Below are 18,582 nucleotides of genomic sequence, written 5' to 3' on the forward strand. Positions count from 1 at the left end.
GACTGGATACCATCATCACAGATAATCCCGACCTGCCTTCACTGAAACCATATATTAACCTGGGTATACAGGTAATTTAATCAGTTTAATTTTTATCTTAACCGCGAATGTTACAGGATCTATCGATGGTGATGGTTAATAAAAGAGCGACCCGCATTGCGGTAAGCGCCTTATTTTTTCTTACCGGCTTATGTTTTTCCAGCTGGGCTTCCCGTATTCCGGATATCCAACTGGCACTACACCTGAATGATGCAGGTTTGGGTAGTTTGCTACTGGCGTTGCCGGTGGGGTCTATTATTGCATTGCCATTAACGGGTGTGCTGATATCGAAATTCGGTAGCCGGCAGGTACTACTGGTGGCAGCAGTGGCCTACGCAGCCGTTTTGCCAACATTAGGACTGGCACATACCGCCTGGGAACTGAGCATCTTCCTGGTGCTCTTCGGCTTTTGTGGTAATATGGCTAACATTTCGGTGAATACACAAGCCGTTGGCGTGGAAGCGATGTATGGACGCTCTATTATGGCCTCCTTTCATGGACTGTGGAGCGTTGCCGGCTTTACAGGGGCAGCTATCGGTACCTGGATGTCGGGCCTGCATATGGCCCCGGTGTATCATTTTTTAATTATTGGAGGTATTGCCTGGTTGATTATCCTTTTAACCATGAGCCGCTTGGTTCCGGTAGTACCCAATGAAAATAAGGTGCCTTCTTTATTCGCGAAGCCGGATAATTTCCTGCTCACACTGGGTATTATTGCCATGTGCTCTATGATCTGTGAGGGGACTATGTTTGATTGGGGAGGCGTATATTTCAGAAGAGTATTATTAGTGAGAGATGGGCTGTCTGGTGCCGGCTATGCTGCGTTTATGAGTACCATGGCTTCCGGGCGCTTTGTGGCAGATTATCTGACCACCAAATTCGGGGTGAAGAAGATGTTGCTGATAAGTGGAGTCCTGACCGCTTCCGGCTTAATGCTGGCCGTTATTTTCCCGTATTTCCTCACCGCTATGTTTGGATTTATGTTGGTAGGTGCAGGCGTTTCTGCCGTAGTGCCGCTGGTATACAGTGCCGCCGGAAAGTCTACCACAGTAGCGCCGGGTATGGCATTAGCTACCGTATCGACCATTGGTTACCTGGGCTTTTTGTTTGGACCTCCCTTAATCGGATTTGTGGCGCAGGCGACCAGTCTCGGGATCGCCTTCTCGATGATTGCCGTAATGGGAGCAGCTATTGCGCTGATGTCTACCAGAATAAAAGTATAACCATCAAACAGCCACTGCTTCGTTTTTACGGGGCAGTGTGCTGAAAGAAATTTCTTCTTCGCGGTGATCAATCATCAGTAAATAGTCCCCTTTACTTTCACTCATATCCGGTTGTTGCATGTTGGCAAGCGCCGTGAGCAAGGCTTCCGGCGGATGATCAAAAGGTACCAGCCGGATCAGCGGATGCAGGGCCAACTCACTCGCCGGTGTATCCAGTAATGCTTCTCTCGGTAAAAAATTTAATTCGTTAATCGCCAGTTCCATGGCTACAATCTCCCGCAGATAAGGATTTTGAAGACCTCCCTTTTCGATTTTCTGTAGTAAGAATTCACCAAAGACGGTGATCTCCCGCTTAAATTGTAAATCAGATTTGTTACTGATGCCCCAGAATTCTTCTGCCAGCGGCACTAAGGAATGCCCCAGCAAAAAGCAGGTATAGGGAAGCATCGTATAAATAGGCGTGATCCTGTTTACACGATACAGGGTACAACTAACGGACATGCCGGGTTGATGTACCACCGTTTGCAGGCGCGATCTTTCGCGGGCGGTCAGCTCATACCGCGACAGTATAACAGTTGGGTCAGTACGCATCTGCAGGCATAATTGCGGGGAGGCAATCAGGTCTGTCAATACTTTCTGAAATGATAAAAGTGACATATGTTTCAGGTATGATAAAGGTTCCAGGCTGCTTTCGCTCTGTTTAGTTCACGGGTAATACCATCGAACTGCAACAGGTGAAAGTAAGATTCGTGAAACTCGAAGGTGATGCCGCATAAATTAGGCACTAACGGCAACGTATAATCGAGCAACTCCCATACTGCCGGTGGGCAAGGCCCCGCGTGCGAATCAGTGTACATGCCTCCAAGATCATTGCCTCCCGCAATATGAATTTCAATGACTTTGTCCAGGTCCAGTTGTGCAATAAATTCCTTCGGATCAAAATGATGATTCACTGCATTGGTGTATACGTTGTGTATATCCAGGAGCAGCCCGCAGGAAGTGTCGTGCGACAGTTCATTGAGAAACGCTGTTTCGCTGAGTTCCTGATCCGGCAAATCGATAAAGTAAACATTGTTCTCTACCAGGAAAGGGGTGGAGATAGCGCGTTTAATTGCATTGATTCGGCCCCCGATCATATCCAGTACTTCATAATCGTAAGGTACCGGTACGGCCAGTCCTGCGTTATGTTCTTCCTGTTCTTCGTTATGCACTTTTACAAAAGACAAATGATCACTGTGCCATTTGAAAGCATAGCGCTGATGCCATTCCTTCATTTTTTGCAGATAAGTTTTATCGAAAATGCCTGCACTGCCAAGAGAGTAAGAGATGTTGTGAGACGTTAAAGGGTATTGTGCCGCTATTTTATCCAGTACTTTCATCCAGGATTCAATCTCTTCAAAACGTTCCTGCTGGCCGCCGCCGCGGTCTGTCCAGAACATGTCCGGGATCACTTCCACATAATCGCAGCTATCAGGACAGGCGTCGAGGTATAATTCAAGGGAAGGGTTGTACAGCAGTCCTACACCTAACTGCGGAATAGTTTGCTGGTAAAGATGCCCCACCCTGGCTGATGATATGACTTGTGACATGGTGAGAAAATTTAAAACCGTCCCGGGGGTACCAGGACGGTATCACTGAATTAATGTTGGGCAGCAACATTTTTGATGACAGCCATTTTATCCAGGTCTACTTTAATCACTTCTTCCAGTTTTTCCCGGATGTTGAAGTGTACGCCGGATAAGCAAGCCTGGCAACCACGGGGATTGATTTGTTTGATCACCATAGATTGTAATTTGGTGAGTTCTTCCAGTTTGGTGCCTTTAGGAACGGCGAGATCTACGTGACCGTTATCACCGTAATGAACTTCAGCTGTACGCATGACGTTTGATTTTTGGGGGTGTAAAATGTTTGTGGAAAACAGATGTGAATACTCCCTGCAAGCAGGGCTGTTGTAGTTATTCGTGCCAGTCTTTTTGGGGTTGTGTGCGCAGTGTTTTTCTGCGGATGATAAAGTTAGGGGAATATAGGGAGAACTAGATAAGTATTTATACGGAAAATGTAGGGGTCAGCAGAAGTACCTGCTGACCGCCATGCTCATCAATAAGTGGCTACTGCCTGTTCTATAGCCTGTTGTACAAATTGATTCAGGTTTAAATGCATTTGTTTGGAAGTATGAATTGCCTTTCGGTGCAGTTCCGGAGATATCCTGATATTGAAAGAACCCTTTGCTGGCTTTAGTGGTTCTTTGCCGGCTTTTTTGCAGAGGTCCAGATAGTCGTCAACGGCTTCTTCGAAGGATTGGTGTAGATCTTTTACGGTGCTGGCTTCGAAGCTGATCAGGTTATCTATTTCTTCTATTTTACCAAAAAATACATCATCTTCAGCACTGAAATGAACACTGCCAAGAAAGCCTTTGTATTGTAGCATGCCTTTTTTCTTCATAGTGCAATTTAATTCAGATTTTAGTTTTTGTAACTGAAATTTAGTTACAAATAAAGAAGTGCATATTATTAAGCATATAACGACAACTGTTTCACCAGCTTAAAACTCCCTTCCAGCATCGTTTCAATGGCTTCTTCGGTGGTTAGAAACTGATTCACTTGTAGCCTTAAGCAGAATTTAGCTGTTTGTGCATCCTGCCAGCGGGTATCCAGGGCCACTGAGCCACCTAAGGAAGGGTGCAATAGAAACTGCAGGTAAGGCATCAGACCGGAAACAATAGTAGTTGGTTTCGCGATGGTGATAAAAGCACTATCGAAATCCAGGTATCCTGTTTTTATTTGATGAGGATGCAATTGACTCAGAAGGCCGATTATTTTTCCATTATCAAATATTTTTAGCCGGTTGTGCTGTGCCGGAAGGGCCAGCAGTAGGATTGTACGTTCCAGATAATTATGATAGATTCTTCGTGGATCATCGGCTAACATTCGTTCATATTTTTTCCTCACATCATAGTCGTGCGCTGTATTTGTCCACGAGAAAGCAAGACGACCACCTGTGTTTTGATAGGACAGGTCAAAAGAAAACTCATAATTGGGTTGCAAATCATCACCCGCTATATAAAGTGCATTGCTGCCATATTTATTTAAAATGGCTTTCCAGGACGGTTGAATTTCTTCCATGTTTGGGATGATATATTTTCAGTAAATAACATAATTATTTTATATAAAACTTAATGTATTCAACCATCCACACAAAAAAACTTCGCCGGAAACAAAATTAATTTCGCTTTATAAACCACAAATCCCGTAACTTTGCACGATTTTTTTGTTCCCTCATACGGCAGGAAAATCAATTTGGTTTTTCATTTTCAATAGATTACACAAATGCCAAAAGACTCATCTATCAAATCTGTACTCATTATCGGTTCTGGACCCATTATTATTGGTCAGGCTTGCGAATTTGACTATTCCGGTTCCCAGGCAGCACGTTCGCTGCGGGAAGAAGGAATTAAAGTGATATTGATTAATTCCAACCCGGCCACCATCATGACGGATCCAATGATGGCTGATAAGGTTTATTTGCTGCCACTGACCGTGGAAAGCATTGAGCAGATTCTGGAAGAAAACCAGATAGATGCCGTATTACCCACTATGGGCGGCCAAACTGCACTGAACCTTTGTAAAGAAGTTGACGAACTGGGAATTTGGGAAAAGTTCAATGTTCGCCTGATTGGTGTAGACATTAAAGCCATCGACAAAGCAGAAGACCGTGAACAGTTCCGTCAGTGGATGATTCAACTGGGTATACCGGTTGCTCCCGCCAGAACTGCTAACTCCTACCTCGAAGGAAAAGAGTTTGCACAGGAAATAGGATTCCCCCTCGTGATCCGTCCATCCTTTACGCTTGGTGGTACCGGCGGTGGATTTGTACACGGTAAAGAAGACCTGGATGAAGCCCTGAATCGCGGTTTGCAAGCTTCTCCAATCCATGAAGTACTGGTAGAAAAAGCCGTACTCGGATGGAAAGAATATGAACTGGAACTGTTACGTGATAAAAATGATAACGTTGTTATCATCTGTACCGTAGAAAACCTGGACCCAATGGGTATTCACACCGGGGATTCTATCACTGTGGCTCCTGCCATGACCCTGAGCGATACCGCTTTCCAGGACATGCGTAACAAAGCCATGATGATGATGCGCGACCTCGGTAACTTCGCCGGCGGTTGTAACGTACAGTTCTCCCTGAATCCGGAAAACGAAGAGCTGATTGCGATTGAAATCAATCCACGCGTAAGCCGTTCTTCTGCACTGGCTTCTAAAGCTACTGGTTACCCGATCGCTAAAATTGCCGCTAAACTGGCCATTGGCTATACATTGGATGAACTGGAAAACCAGATCACCAAAACCACTTCCGCATTCTTCGAACCAGCATTGGATTACGTGATCGTAAAAATGCCACGCTGGAACTTCGATAAATTCAAAGGAGCTGATGATACCCTGGGACTGCAAATGAAATCAGTAGGAGAGGTAATGGCGATTGGCCGTACTTTCCCTGAAGCGCTGCAGAAAGCCTGTCAGAGTCTCGAAAACGATGCACTCGGTTTAGGCTACTACGGTAAATCACTCATGAAGAGCGAGCAACTGATTGAGAAATTAAAACGCCCCACCTGGGATCGTATATTCCGTATCAAAGATGCTTTGATGGCAGGTGTGTCTGTAAAACATATTCACCAGCTGACTTTCATCGATCGTTGGTTCCTGAACCAGATACAGGATATCGTAACCCTGGAAAAGCAATTGCTGGAACATGATCTGCAGAGCGTTCCGCTGGAAATGCTGAAAGATGCCAAGAAAATGGGCTTCTCCGATGCACAGCTGTCCATTCTCTTCGCTGATTGTGATGAAGATGAAGTATATGCCAAACGTAAAGAACTGGGCATCCGCCGTACGTTCAAGATGGTAGATACCTGCAGCGCCGAGTTTGAAGCAAAAACACCTTACTTCTATTCTACTTTCGATACTGAAAACGAAAGCATCAGAACAGATAAGAAAAAAATAATCGTACTCGGTTCCGGTCCTAACAGAATTGGTCAGGGTATTGAATTCGACTACTGCTGTACACACGGCTTACAGGCGATCCAGGATTGCGGTTATGAAGCCATCATGGTAAACTGTAACCCTGAAACCGTTTCCACCGACTTTGATATGGCCGACAAGCTGTATTTCGAACCGGTGTTCTGGGAAAATCTGTGGGAGATCATTGAGCTGGAACAACCAGAAGGTGTGATCGTTCAGTTAGGAGGACAAACCGCACTGAAACTCGCAAAACGCCTGGAAGAGAAAGGAGTAAAGATCATCGGTACTTCTTTCGATAACATGGATATTGCAGAAGATCGTGGTCGTTTCTCTGACATGCTGAAAGAACTGGGTATCCCTTATCCTAAGTATGGTACTGCTTACAACACAGACGATGCAATTGATGTGGCAAAAGAAGTTGGTTATCCTGTACTGGTGCGTCCTTCCTATGTATTAGGTGGTCAGCGTATGAGAATCGTGATCAACGAAGAAGAGCTGGAAGAATCTGTACTGAGTTTGCTGAGACACTTACCAGGTAACAAAATATTGATTGATCACTTCCTGGATCGTTGCCAGGAGGCTGAAATAGATGGTATTTTTGACGGAGAAGATTTCCATGTAATGGGTGTGATGGAACATATTGAACCAGCCGGTATCCACAGTGGCGATAGCCATGCGTTGCTGCCAGCCTTCAATCTGTCGCCGATCGAAGTAACCACCATGGAATACTACGCGGAAAAGATAGCACGTGCGCTGAACATCAAAGGACTGATCAACATCCAGTTTGCCATTAAAGATGGTAAAGTAGCGGTGATTGAAGCCAATCCACGCGCATCCCGTACTACACCGTTTATCGCGAAAGCTTACCAGGTACCTTACCTGAACATCGCTACCAAAGTGATGATCGGCGCCAATAAGCTGAAAGACTTTACCATTGTAAAGAAACTCACCGGCTTTGCTATCAAGGAACCAGTGTTCTCTTTCAATAAGTTCCCAGGCGTGAACAAAGAGCTCGGACCGGAAATGAAGTCAACAGGTGAAGCGATCCGCTTTATTAAAGATCTGCGTGATCCTTACTTCAGACAGTTGTTCAAAGAAAAGAGCATGTACCTGAGTAAATAGCTGTTAGCTATTAGCTTTTAGCTGTTAGACTAAAGCGAAAAATAAAAAGCCATCGGAGCGTACTATTGTCGCTTCGATGGCTTTTTCCATTTTGCCGTTAATCGCTAATAACTAAAAGCTAAATGCTAACCGCTATAAAAAAAACAGAGCCTGATAAAAATCAGGCTCCTTCTTTTCCCTCAAAATAACCATTAAAGACACGACTATTGAATCTTGATACAATTCAAATAGCGTGACCGGTAATGCAGTTTACAAATAATATCATATTTAAAAGAGATGTTAACTAATCAATAACAGATGCGGACATATGTAATATTTAAAGTATTAATAATTAATATATTAAATAGTCATTAATAATCGCTTGTTAACCTTGTTTTTTAACCGGAAAGAGAAAGTTTTCAAGATATCATATATAAATACTATTGATGGTTTTAACATTCTTAAAACACTTTTGGGGTGATTAAATGCGAAGTTCGTTTTCTGACTAAAGTTAACCCCACATGCATTTTGAATCTACCTTGTTTGTTGTCATGTGTTGGAAGCGTGCGCCCTTTTTGCGCATTCTCCTGCCGTTTCTTACCGGAATAAGTTTACAACTTTTTGTTCCCATGTTACCCGTTATCGGGTGGTTACTGGCCGGGAGCTGTATAGCTGGTATATTCCTGTTTCGTCTGATGCCCGTCCAGTGGCGCTTTGCGATGGCCTGGATACCGGGCATCCTCCTATGCATACTGCTTGGCTGTTGCGGAAGCCTCTTGTTGTACAAGGCTGATATCCGTCACCAGCAAGGTTTTTATGGACATGTTGCCGTAGATACACCATTACTTTTATTACGAATAAATGAACCCCTGCAGGAAAAGGCCCGCACCTTTAAAACAACTGCGAAAGTAATCGGCATCTTTGACAAAGGGAAATGGATGCCCGTAAAAGGCTATTTACTGCTCTATTTTGCCAAAGATACCGCTTTGCTTTACTTGCGGTACGGAGACGAAGTAATCGCCGGAAAACGCCCCGAAATGGTTAAAAACAATGGCAATCCCGGAGCGTTCGATTATCAACAGTATTGCATCACACAACAAATCTACCAGCAGCTGTATCTGCGCAACACAGATTTTTATAAACTACCCCGCAACCGCGGGAATACAGTGAGCAAACTGTTGCTGCAGGCGAGAGATTATTGTTTGGGTAACCTCAAAAAATATATCGGTACCGGCCCGGAAGCCGGTATGGCGGAAGCCCTGCTGATAGGCTATCGCCTGGATCTGGACAAAGCCGTGGTGCAAGCCTATAGTAACACCGGCATTGTACACGTGATTGCTATTTCCGGCATGCACCTCGCCCTGCTGTATGGCACGCTGCTGTGGTGTTTGAAATGGCTGCCCGTACACAAATGGACCAACATTGGGAAAACCATCATCATACTGAGTTTCCTGTGGGGATTTGCCCTTCTTACCGGCGCTTCCGCCTCTGTACTCCGTTCTGCGGTGATGTTTACCGGGATTACAATGGGCCGTTTTGTGCTGGAGCGTTACAGCAGTATTTACAATACGCTGGCGGCATCTGCTACCGTACTATTATGCTTTAATCCGTACCTGGCCATAGATGCAGGTTTTCAGCTGTCTTACCTGGCAGTACTCAGTATCCTGCTTTTTTATCCACCACTTTATCAGCTTTGGGAGATGCGAAAAAAATGGGCAGATCTGATCTGGCAAATGGTGGCCCTTTCGCTCGCTGCTCAACTGATGACTACACCGGTGAGTTTATTTTACTTTCATCAGTTCCCCAATTACTTCCTGCTGGCCAATCTGGTAGCAGTGCCCTTATCTACCGTGGTTATTTATGGAGAAGTGATCCTGCTCTTCCTGACGCCTTTCCAGCTACCGGCGGTATGGGCCGGATACGGATTAAAATTCCTGATCCGCTGCATGAATGGCAGCGTAAAGTGGCTGGGAGAATTGCCTTATGCCCTGATCACCAATATTCATTGTTCATTACTACAAACCGGTTTCCTGTACGGCCTTATCGCCGGACTGGCCGGCTGGTGGCTGCTAAAGTGGCGGGGCGGTTGCTGGCTGGCCTTTTTCAGCATATGGGGTTATGTGGCTGCCCGCGCGGGCTGGATCGCCTCCTCGTATCGTCAGTGTAAAATGATCGTTTATAACGTGCCCGCCTATACGGCCATTGATTGCATAAAAGGTAATGAGGTACAGTTTGCCGGCGATGATAGTATATGGCAGTCACCCGCCGCGTCACAACTCCTCACTGCCAGGAATGACCTGCGGGTAACTGCCGGACACCCAGCCGGTTTTCAGCAGTATGGACATTGTATCAGCTTCCAGGGCAAACGGTTACTGATCATTGATAGTGCCCTGCCGGCACATCTCCCGAAAGAAAAATTAAAAGTGAATTATATTTTATTAACACGTAATCCTGTACTGGATATCAAACAACTGAGCGGGTTTTATGCATTTGATACGCTTATTTTTGCGGCATCCAACAGCGGCCGAAAAATAGAAAACTGGGAGCGTGATTGTGATACATTAGGTTGGAAATATCATACCATTGCGGAAAAGGGGGCCTTCATTTATAGCTTCAGATAAGAGCCTCGTTTCGCATTGCAGTGTGAATAACTTCATGGCAGTAGGAAAATAGCCTTAGATGAAAGCATAGAGGGCTACGGACAAAAAAGTGGGCCAGGCTCTCCTGGAACCCGACCCACTAATATCTTTGACGGTGACTTATGTTTATTTAAGCAACCAGCTATGGTTTTGCCTGCATTTTGCTTTCCAGTTCATCTATTTTTTTCTGCATCCGGATCATGTGCAGGGTCATTTCTTCTACCTTTTCCAAAAGTTTTCTGTTCATTTCGCCTAAATCAAGTCCATTTTCTGCTACTTCTTTGGCAGAAGGCATGTCGGGAAGATGACGGTGGGTTTGTATGTATTTTTCTGTTTCGCCAAGTGACATTATAGAATAGTCTTTTCCAAACACGTAGTCCGGCCAGGGATTATTTGAGGTAACCTTCACTTTACGCGCAGCTATAGTACCTTCTACAGCCAGTCTGGATGTGCCTGGGTCCACTGTGCCAATACCAACACTTCCACCACCTGTTGCCATAATAATATTACTGGACGAAGCTGCATTCAGATACATTCGGTTGTTAGTACCACTTGTATTTGTTTCCAATACAAGATATCCCTCATTGCTGCCACGGATCCTGCCACCATTAGGTGCGCCAAATGCAGTCCATTCATTATAGGCGTTGCCCAGTACTGCCGCCAGCTTAAACCCGGGGCTGCCGGGCATGGTGTCGTTTGCAGCAGCTACTACATGCAATGGAGCCTTTGGAGAGGTAGTATGAAGGCCAATACGACCAAGGAGATTCCATACCCCATTCGACGGAAATATAACCGTACCGGGGAATTTGTTTAAGTAAGTAACATCTACTTTATTGAGTGTAGCAGCGGTGAAAGCTTCATCTACCACACTCCAGCCCTGATAATTTATAGGAATGTCCTGAGGTAAGCCCCTGGCGAATGCTCTGATCGCAAAACGTTGATTGGCATCTCTGCTGTCCAGGAATATGACAACTTTACCGTTTTCATTTCCAAGGGATACGGGTGGAGTGTATGAGCCATATGATGAAACCCGGGTATTCGCAAAACCGCCGTTATCGATATAGAAATTAATAATCAGCCCAATTGGATCCATGGTGCCCTGATTATAGCCCTCAATAATAATAGTTGGCATTTCCCCTCCAGCGACAAATGGTAAATTAGTTTTGATCTTGACACCATTTGTGGGAGGAGCGCTTCTGGCAAACGTCAGTACCGTATCACAAAAAAGCTGCGCTTTTGCACTGGAAAGCAGGCATAGCAGGGCAAACAATAAAACAATTCTTTTCATAGAGGGATTTAAATTTAGAACACAACAATTAATAGGTCAACCGGGCTGCAAAATATCAATTGTTTTTGGTTTTATGTAATTCTCTGACAGACATTTAGCTCTTCCGCCAGCTATTTTTTGAGATATAAATTACACCCCGCAGGATTGATAAATGGAAAAATGATTGTTACGTGTTAACTTTGCGCTTCTTTTCGGTTCCGGATCAGGGAGCCTATGTTATTAATTTCTAATGTTTTCCATTCATGCAAAAGCAAATTAAATCCGCATTGATCTCCGTTTTCTACAAAGACAACCTGGAGAACATTGTTAAAAAGTTAGGTGAACAGGGTGTTACCATCTATTCCACCGGCGGTACGCAAAAATTTATTGAGGACCTGGGTGTGAAGTGCGTAGCAGTTGAAGACCTGACTGCTTACCCTTCTATTTTGGGTGGACGTGTTAAAACCCTGCACCCGAAGGTGTTTGGTGGTATTCTGGCCCGCCGCGATAATCCGCAGGACCTGGAACAGCTGAAGGAATACCAGATCCCGGAAATTGACCTCGTGATCGTAGACCTGTATCCGTTTGAAGAAACTGTGAAGAGCACCAGTGTAGAACAAACTATTATTGAAAAAATTGACATAGGCGGCGTTTCCCTGATACGCGCAGCCGGCAAAAACTACAAAGACGTAGTCATTGTTGCCTCCAAAGATCAATACGCTGATCTGGAAAAAGTATTAACAGACAACAACGGCGCTACTACCATAGAAGACCGCAGAAGCTTTGCTGCTAAAGCATTTGAAGTATGCGCTCACTACGATGTAGCCATTTCTCAATACTTCCTGAATAACGAGCCTGGCGCTAACTTCCAGCTCTCTGTTCCACAGGGACAAGTAAACCGTTATGGCGAAAACCCACACCAGCGTGGTGTTTTCTACGGTAACCTCGACGAAGTATTCAATAAACTGCATGGTAAAGAATTATCGTTCAATAACCTGGTGGATGTAGATGCTGCCTGTCAGCTGATCCAGGAATTTGATACCACCACCTTTGCAGTGATCAAGCATACCAACGTTTGCGGTATTGCTTCCCGCAATACTCTGAAAGAAGCCTGGGAAGCAGCATTGGCTGGTGACAAGGAAAGTGCTTTCGGCGGCGTACTCGTTACCAACAAAATAATAGACAAAACTACCGCCGAATCTATCAGCGAAATCTTCTTTGAAATCCTGATTGCACCTGGCTTTGACGCAGACGCACTCACGGTGCTGCAGGCGAAAAAGAACCGCATCCTGCTGGAACAGAAACAACCCGTGAAGAGCAAATACATGTACAAGAATGTACTGAACGGCGTATTACTGCAGGACAGCGACAACGGCAACTACAAAGAATGGAACGAAGTAGGCGCCCGCGCAGCTACTGCGGAAGAGAAATCTGACCTGGAATTTGCCAACATCGTTTGCAAACACCTGAAATCAAACGCGATCGCCCTGGTTAAAAACAAACAACTGATCGGTAAAGGATGTGGACAAACCTCCCGTATCGATGCTTTACGCCATGCAATCGAAAAAGCAGGACAGTTCAGCTTCGACCTGAAAGGTGCGGTAATGGCTTCCGATGCTTTCTTCCCGTTCAATGACTGTGTAAGCATTGCGCACGAACACGGCATTCAGGCGGTGATTCAGCCAGGTGGCTCTATGAGAGATAATGACTCTGTAGAATTCTGCAAAGAACATGATATGGTAATGGTAATGACTGGTATGCGTCACTTCAGACACTAAGCGTTATTCACTACAAAAATTAATAATGAGAAAGCACCGGAATTTCCGGTGCTTTCTCATTTTAACCGACTAATATTCGGAAAAAAATGATAGTATTGTCAGCTTGTAAATCAACATAATTTTAAAAGCTACGGCAGAAAGTCCCTAGCTGTTCCAGATGTCTTTTATCCAACAAAATATCATGCAGGATGCGGAGGATGCCTTTTTGATCCGGGAGTATAAAGCTACCGGCAAACTGGATTTTCTGGCGGCCCTTTACCAGCGTTATATGAACCTGGTATATGGGGTATGCCTGAAATATTTTGATGAAGATGCCAGCAAAGATGCCGTAATGCAGATCTTTGAAGAGCTGATCGGCAAACTGAAACAACATGAAGTCCAGAATTTTAAAAGCTGGCTCCATGTGCTGGCCCGTAATCATTGCTTAATGAAGCTGCGGGCCATGAAAAACAAAGAATCAAGACAAGTTTCTATAGATGATCACCCTGTTGTGGAAAACGAAGAAACAGGGCATCATGAGAACGGAATTACGCTGGAAGATAACCTTCAGAGCATGGAAAAATGTCTGGAAACCTTGCCGGTAGAACAAAAACGTAGTGTAGACCTGTTTTATCTGCAGGAGAAAAGCTACCGGCAGGTAAGCGATATCACCGGCTATGACATGAGCAAGGTGAAAAGCTATATCCAGAACGGAAAGCGTAACCTGAAAATATGTATGGAACAACAAGATGTCTGACAAACGCCCACATATAAAACCGGAAGAACTCGCCGGACTCATCCGCCAATATCTGGCCGGAGAGCTGGACGATAAAGCCATGCACGCCCTGGAACGCCAGGCCCTGGACGATCCGTTCCTGGCCGATGCGCTGGAAGGATACGCCGGGCATGCTCCGGAACAACAGGGGCAACAGGCAGATCTTGTTTCCAGGCTGGAAGCAAGAGTAGCTCCAAAGGCGGGGAAAGTCCGCACTATGTATTATCGCTGGGCCGCCGCCGCCGCTATATTATTAGTGATGTTTTCTGCCGGCTGGTTCCTGTGGGATCAACAGCGAAGCACACCACCACTAGCCAGTGTACCTATTCCTGCACCTGCTCCTGTGGCCGATTCACTGCCCCAGCAAGAGAGCGCTTCCGCGCCGGCGCTGGCAGATGCCGATCATCTCACCAAAAAAGTATTGCCTCCGATACCTGCCCAACCCAATAGCAACAAATTAAAAGAAGAGCAAGCCACTTTATCGCCTGCAGATGATGCCGCTGTAGCTCCGGCAAAGGATGTTGCAGCAAGTGGAAAGCTGGAATATAGATCCGTGGCACCACCGGCCGCCGCCGCACCTGCTCCGGCTAACAAACCGTTGGAAACTGCGACTGCAGTGGCCGCAGAAAGGAGCGCGGACGCACAACATGGTTATTTTGTAACACCCCCTCCGCTAGCAAAGAAGCAGGAGGCCGACAAAGTAACATGGGCTAATCCAACCCTGGCCGGCAATGCAGATAGTCAGAATAAATCATTGAGCGAAGTGGTGGTAGTTTACGGTGCACAACAAAATAATGCAAAACAAAGCAAGATGTCCATCCGTGGACTGTCTGGCTCAAATGCCGCCGATAGCGTGAGCAATATAGCTACCGCATTGCAAGGAAAAGCCGCTGGAGTGAGCGTTACTACAGATAACCATCCGGAGGAGGAAATGGTCTACCGCGAACCTGCGCCGGTAACCGGACAAACCGCTTTTGATAATTATCTCCGCACTAAAACGGTAAACCCGGACAACAAATACACGGGGACAGTACGTGTATCCTTCACCGTTATGCCCGACGGATCACTGCAGGAGTTTAAAATCCTCCATCACCTGAATGATGCCTGCGATGCAGAAGCCATCAGGGTGATCAAAGAAGGCCCCGCATGGATACCGGCTTCAGACAGAAAGCCCGCTAAAGTAAAAGTAAAGGTGAAGTTTACGGTGGAAAAGGATTAGTGCTTATTCCGCTCTTTCCATTGCTGGTTAAAGGACTTGGCTGCAAATACAGGTAACTCCCGGTTGTCGCCCCAGCTCTTCGCAAAAAATCTTTTTAACAGGAAATTTTTCATTTTGCCACTGGCCAGGTTCATCATCTTACGACTGCTACAACCTTGTTTCCATACATACCAGGCAAATTTTTCCCCGCCGGAAGTATAGTTTTCCTCTACCGCCTTTTGCCTGTTGTGCAGCAACAATTCATGCAAATTAATCCGCACCGGACATACTTCGGTACAGTTACCACAAAGAGAAGAGGCAAAACTCAAATGCATATACGAATCCATCCCTTTCAGGTGGGGGGTAATAACGGAGCCTATAGGGCCACTATAAGTAGCAGCATAAGTATGGCCACCAATATTTTTGTAGACAGGGCAGGCGTTGAGGCAGGAACCGCAACGGATGCAATACAAGCTTTCACGCGCAGTAGTATCCTGCAGGATGTTGGTACGGCCGTTATCCATCAGGATCACATACATTTCTTCCGGACCATCTACTTCTCCTTCCTGACGCGGACCGCTGAAAATGCTGTTGTAGGCGGTGATCTGCTGACCGGTACCATAAGTAGCCAGTAAAGGCCAGAACAGTCCCAGGTCTGCAATAGACGGGAGCACTTTTTCAATCCCTACCAGTACAATATGTGTTTTGGGAAATGCAGTAGTCAACCGTGCGTTGCCTTCATTCTCTGTTACCGCTACAGAGCCGGTATCTGCCAGAATAAAATTAGCACCGGTGATACCAATTTCTGCTTCCAGGTATTTATGACGAAGTTTTTCGCGGGCAACCAGCGTCAGTTGTTCCGGGGTGAGATTGGGATCAGTACCAAGTTTTTCGGCGAACAGGCGGGCTACATCTTCCTTGCTTTTATGCATGGCCGGTGTAACGATATGGTAGGGCGGTTCTCCGTCCAGTTGTTGTATATATTCTCCCAGATCAGTTTCCACACATTCAATACCATTACTTTCCATAAAGGCATTGAGGTGAACTTCTTCTGTGGCCATGGACTTGCTTTTCACAATGCTCTTGCATTGTTTGGCTTTGCAGATAGCGAGGATTTCCTGCTGCACCTGTTCGGCTGTTTCGGCCCAGATCACTTTCCCACCGCGGCGGGTAAAGTTTTGCTCAAATTCTTCCAGGTGATTATCCAGGTGCTCAATCGCTCTCCACTTAATATTTTTGGCTCTTTCTCTGGCGCCGGGTAAATCAGAAAACTGGTGTTTACCGGCTTTTACAGCTGTATTATATTTACCTATGTTGAAGTTGATCGTTTGCCGGTGGCCCAGATCAGCGGCTTTTTTTTCACTTTCTTCGAGAAATGTAGATGCTATTTGATGCATAAGCAAGCAGTGTTCCTAATTAAAGATAGTTAATAGGAAAGAATTACGAATTACGAATTACGAATTACGGATTTGTGGGTAAATATACCCGAAGATCATCAGCTATTAAATCTACCCACAAATCCGTAATTCGTAATTCGTAATTCGTAATTCTCTCATTTGTGTTCTCTTGCAATTTTATCCAGCACTTCATAAAATTCCGTGCCGTATTTTCTGATCAAAGCATCTTTGAGGAAACGATATACCGGTACTTGCAACGCTTTACCATTCTTACAGGCAGGTTTGCAAACATCCCAGCGGTCGTAATTTACCGCTTCAAACGTTTCGTATTTCTTAATGCGGATAGGATAAAGGTGACAGGAAATAGGCTTTTTGAAATCCACTACACCATCTTTGTACGCTTTTTCTATGCCACAGCCCACAATGCCATGCTCGTCTATCGACGCATAGGCACAAATGCCTTTATTGACAGTAGGTGTTACATATCCATATTCATCGTCGATGGTGTTGGTGCCGGTGCGTTCTATTTCCTTTATTCCTTCTTCGCGCAGGTAGGACTTAATCTGCGGATAAATTTTCTTCAGGGTTTTTACTTCGGTTTTATCCAGGGGGGCGCCACAATCGCCGGCAACACAACAAGCGCCTTTGCAGGCCGACAGGTTGCATACGAATTGCTCTTCTATTACTTCGTCGCTTATATATTTATCGTCAATGATGATCATCGGTAAACGGTCTTATGCCTGAAAATGATATGCAGACAATCTTAATAAGACCACAAAGTTACAGCATTACTGGCTTATCTCCAGCGGAGGGTTTCCACCATATGCCACATATCCTGTTCAAGGAACTTGTATACGGGCGCCAGCGAGTCTGCATTTGGTGTAACGTCGAAGTAGAGGGCTCCCCGGAGGAAGTGATGAACGGAATCGGTGGCAAAGAATTGTTTGGAGGAGGCGGCATTTCCACCCACTTCGTAAAAGGTGCCATTCACATTGTTAGCGGTGTGGATCACATTTTCATCGATGTATTCGGCTTTATAGGTATGTTTATAAGTCATTTTGAAAGCATCGTCTACCAGTTTACGGTAGGTGTTGTTGCCGGGGCCTATGATCTTATAGCTCATATATATTTTCCCGTTAAGGGAAGGGAAGTCCACATTGATCCAGTATGGATTTTCGGGTGCTTTGCCAAAAAAAGAGGTATCCTTTACGATATTGGCATATGCCGGATATTCAAATGTATATGGGTAGCCGGGCATATCAAATTTGCGGTATACTTTTTCCGGAAATTTTACCTGGAAGTATCCTTTTGGTTTAGGTGTGGGTACGTTATCGCAGGCTGCAAATAGTAGTATCAGCAGGGAAATGATGGCAAGGGCCTTTCCTTTTATATGTGGCATTTTACGGTTATTTAGCAGGCGACTATACTTTGTCAGCGGCGTCCGGCCTGATGGTTACCTGTACTTTCTGGATGCGCATTTTATTTACTTCCAGTACAGTAAAATCAAAGTTGTTGTAGTTAATAACGCTGTTTTCTTCCGGAAATTTTCCAGCCAGCTCAAGTATGAGGCCGCCGAGGGAGTCGCTTTCGCCTTTTACCGTTTCAAAAGTTTCAGCAGGGATGTTCATGATCCGGCAAACATCATTCAGCATGGTTTTGCCTTCAAATACATAGGTGAAGTTATCTACTTTGTTATAGTTGAATTCTTCTTCGTCGAATTCATCTTTGATATCGCCAATTACTTCTTCCATAATATCTTCCAGGGTAACAATACCGGAAGTGCCGCCAAATTCGTCTACTACTACCGCGAAGTGCATACGACGACTCTGGAATTCGGAGAGCAGGTCTTCAATCAATTTATGGCCATGTACAAAGAAAGGCTGACGCATTACCTCATGCCAATCGAAGCTGCTGCCTTTGTCCAGATGGGGCAGGAGGTCTTTTGTGTGAATAACGCCTACTATATTATCCAGGTTGTCCTTGTATACAGGTAGACGGGAGTAGTGCAGATCTGCCACGCGTTTAACGATATCGCCAAATGGGCTGTCGTATTCCACGCCGTTTACGTCTAAGCGGCCGCGCATAATCTGCTTTACGGTGATGTTGCCGAATTTAAGGATGCCTTTCAGGATGTTTTTTTCTTCCTGAGAGGCCGTAGGGTCTAC

At 45.3% G+C, this 18,582-nt stretch carries 16 protein-coding genes; 6 read left to right on the forward strand and 10 right to left on the reverse strand.

Annotation, left to right across the window (positions count from 1 at the left end; translation table 11 throughout):
* Window positions 1-107 precede the first annotated feature (107 nt).
* On the forward strand, window positions 108-1,262 hold the full coding sequence (locus VIP81_RS13180) for an MFS transporter (protein ID WP_331961155.1): 1,155 nt from the start codon (window positions 108-110) through the stop codon (window positions 1,260-1,262).
* Window positions 1,263-1,265: 3 nt separating this feature from the next.
* Here VIP81_RS13180 and VIP81_RS13185 read toward each other — a convergent pair whose 3' ends face one another.
* From VIP81_RS13185 to VIP81_RS13205, 5 genes are all read right to left on the reverse strand, one after another.
* Window positions 1,266-1,919 carry a hypothetical protein gene (locus VIP81_RS13185; RefSeq protein WP_331961158.1) on the reverse strand — a complete coding sequence of 218 codons (654 nt, stop codon included), beginning with the start codon at window positions 1,917-1,919 and terminating at the stop codon, window positions 1,266-1,268.
* Window positions 1,920-1,924: 5 nt separating this feature from the next.
* Window positions 1,925-2,851, reverse strand: coding sequence for a DUF692 domain-containing protein (locus tag VIP81_RS13190; RefSeq protein WP_331961161.1), 927 nt, complete (start codon window positions 2,849-2,851; stop codon window positions 1,925-1,927).
* 50 nt (window positions 2,852-2,901) lie between these two features.
* Window positions 2,902-3,141, reverse strand: a complete 240-nt coding sequence (locus VIP81_RS13195; protein ID WP_133807646.1) for a hypothetical protein — start codon at window positions 3,139-3,141, stop codon at window positions 2,902-2,904.
* Window positions 3,142-3,359: 218 nt separating this feature from the next.
* Window positions 3,360-3,704 (reverse strand): type II toxin-antitoxin system HicB family antitoxin, encoded by a 345-nt coding sequence (locus tag VIP81_RS13200; RefSeq protein WP_331961165.1) that lies wholly within the window; start codon window positions 3,702-3,704, stop codon window positions 3,360-3,362.
* 68 nt (window positions 3,705-3,772) lie between these two features.
* Window positions 3,773-4,384 carry a hypothetical protein gene (locus tag VIP81_RS13205; protein ID WP_331961168.1) on the reverse strand — a complete coding sequence of 204 codons (612 nt, stop codon included), beginning with the start codon at window positions 4,382-4,384 and terminating at the stop codon, window positions 3,773-3,775.
* A gap of 204 nt (window positions 4,385-4,588) precedes the next feature.
* Here VIP81_RS13205 and carB point away from each other — a divergent pair, with 204 nt between their 5' ends.
* Window positions 4,589-7,405, forward strand: coding sequence for a carbamoyl-phosphate synthase large subunit (gene carB, locus VIP81_RS13210; RefSeq protein ID WP_331961171.1), 2,817 nt, complete (start codon window positions 4,589-4,591; stop codon window positions 7,403-7,405).
* Between the two features lie 608 nt (window positions 7,406-8,013).
* On the forward strand, window positions 8,014-10,005 hold the full coding sequence (locus VIP81_RS13215) for a ComEC/Rec2 family competence protein (protein WP_331961174.1): 1,992 nt from the start codon (window positions 8,014-8,016) through the stop codon (window positions 10,003-10,005).
* A gap of 160 nt (window positions 10,006-10,165) precedes the next feature.
* On the opposite strand, the gene VIP81_RS13220 is transcribed toward VIP81_RS13215, so the two are convergent.
* Entirely contained in the window at window positions 10,166-11,311 is a 1,146-nt protein-coding gene (locus VIP81_RS13220) for a hypothetical protein (RefSeq protein WP_331961177.1), read from the reverse strand.
* A gap of 242 nt (window positions 11,312-11,553) precedes the next feature.
* Here VIP81_RS13220 and purH point away from each other — a divergent pair, with 242 nt between their 5' ends.
* The 3 genes from purH to VIP81_RS13235 all read left to right on the forward strand — a co-directional run bounded on the left by purH (window position 11,554) and on the right by VIP81_RS13235 (window position 15,041).
* A complete protein-coding gene (gene purH / locus VIP81_RS13225; RefSeq protein ID WP_331961179.1) occupies window positions 11,554-13,068 on the forward strand; it encodes a bifunctional phosphoribosylaminoimidazolecarboxamide formyltransferase/IMP cyclohydrolase in 1,515 nt (504 codons plus the stop codon).
* 157 nt (window positions 13,069-13,225) lie between these two features.
* Window positions 13,226-13,804 carry a sigma-70 family RNA polymerase sigma factor gene (locus VIP81_RS13230; protein WP_331961181.1) on the forward strand — a complete coding sequence of 193 codons (579 nt, stop codon included), beginning with the start codon at window positions 13,226-13,228 and terminating at the stop codon, window positions 13,802-13,804.
* Window positions 13,797-15,041 (forward strand): energy transducer TonB, encoded by a 1,245-nt coding sequence (locus VIP81_RS13235; RefSeq protein WP_331961183.1) that lies wholly within the window; start codon window positions 13,797-13,799, stop codon window positions 15,039-15,041. Before VIP81_RS13230 ends, VIP81_RS13235 begins: the two co-directional genes overlap by 8 nt.
* Here the strand turns inward: VIP81_RS13235 and VIP81_RS13240 are convergent.
* The 4 genes from VIP81_RS13240 to VIP81_RS13255 all read right to left on the reverse strand — a co-directional run.
* Window positions 15,038-16,417 carry a LutB/LldF family L-lactate oxidation iron-sulfur protein gene (locus tag VIP81_RS13240; protein WP_331961186.1) on the reverse strand — a complete coding sequence of 460 codons (1,380 nt, stop codon included), beginning with the start codon at window positions 16,415-16,417 and terminating at the stop codon, window positions 15,038-15,040. The two genes, VIP81_RS13235 and VIP81_RS13240, sit on opposite strands and share 4 nt — an antisense overlap.
* A 155-nt stretch (window positions 16,418-16,572) precedes the next feature.
* Window positions 16,573-17,139, reverse strand: coding sequence for a DUF3109 family protein (locus VIP81_RS13245; protein WP_331961189.1), 567 nt, complete (start codon window positions 17,137-17,139; stop codon window positions 16,573-16,575).
* Between the two features lie 74 nt (window positions 17,140-17,213).
* The gene (locus VIP81_RS13250) at window positions 17,214-17,816 is read right to left on the reverse strand and encodes a hypothetical protein (protein ID WP_331961192.1); all 603 of its coding nucleotides are present in this window, start codon (window positions 17,814-17,816) and stop codon (window positions 17,214-17,216) included.
* Window positions 17,817-17,838: 22 nt separating this feature from the next.
* Window positions 17,839-18,582 (reverse strand): transporter associated domain-containing protein (locus tag VIP81_RS13255; RefSeq protein WP_331961195.1); only part of this gene is annotated, 744 nt, incomplete at its 5' end.

This window comes from Chitinophaga sp., assembly GCF_036566945.1.
GTDB lineage: Bacteria > Bacteroidota > Bacteroidia > Chitinophagales > Chitinophagaceae > Chitinophaga.

Coding starts and splice junctions, on each gene's coding strand:
- VIP81_RS13180 (WP_331961155.1), top strand. CDS start 108: ATGTTACAGGATCTATCGATGGTGATGGTTAATAAAAGAGCGACCCGC.
- VIP81_RS13185 (WP_331961158.1), bottom strand. CDS start 1,919: ATGTCACTTTTATCATTTCAGAAAGTATTGACAGACCTGATTGCCTCC.
- VIP81_RS13190 (WP_331961161.1), bottom strand. CDS start 2,851: ATGTCACAAGTCATATCATCAGCCAGGGTGGGGCATCTTTACCAGCAA.
- VIP81_RS13195 (WP_133807646.1), bottom strand. CDS start 3,141: ATGCGTACAGCTGAAGTTCATTACGGTGATAACGGTCACGTAGATCTC.
- VIP81_RS13200 (WP_331961165.1), bottom strand. CDS start 3,704: ATGAAGAAAAAAGGCATGCTACAATACAAAGGCTTTCTTGGCAGTGTT.
- VIP81_RS13205 (WP_331961168.1), bottom strand. CDS start 4,384: ATGGAAGAAATTCAACCGTCCTGGAAAGCCATTTTAAATAAATATGGC.
- carB (WP_331961171.1), top strand. CDS start 4,589: ATGCCAAAAGACTCATCTATCAAATCTGTACTCATTATCGGTTCTGGA.
- VIP81_RS13215 (WP_331961174.1), top strand. CDS start 8,014: ATGTTACCCGTTATCGGGTGGTTACTGGCCGGGAGCTGTATAGCTGGT.
- VIP81_RS13220 (WP_331961177.1), bottom strand. CDS start 11,311: ATGAAAAGAATTGTTTTATTGTTTGCCCTGCTATGCCTGCTTTCCAGT.
- purH (WP_331961179.1), top strand. CDS start 11,554: ATGCAAAAGCAAATTAAATCCGCATTGATCTCCGTTTTCTACAAAGAC.
- VIP81_RS13230 (WP_331961181.1), top strand. CDS start 13,226: ATGTCTTTTATCCAACAAAATATCATGCAGGATGCGGAGGATGCCTTT.
- VIP81_RS13235 (WP_331961183.1), top strand. CDS start 13,797: ATGTCTGACAAACGCCCACATATAAAACCGGAAGAACTCGCCGGACTC.
- VIP81_RS13240 (WP_331961186.1), bottom strand. CDS start 16,417: ATGCATCAAATAGCATCTACATTTCTCGAAGAAAGTGAAAAAAAAGCC.
- VIP81_RS13245 (WP_331961189.1), bottom strand. CDS start 17,139: ATGATCATCATTGACGATAAATATATAAGCGACGAAGTAATAGAAGAG.
- VIP81_RS13250 (WP_331961192.1), bottom strand. CDS start 17,816: ATGCCACATATAAAAGGAAAGGCCCTTGCCATCATTTCCCTGCTGATA.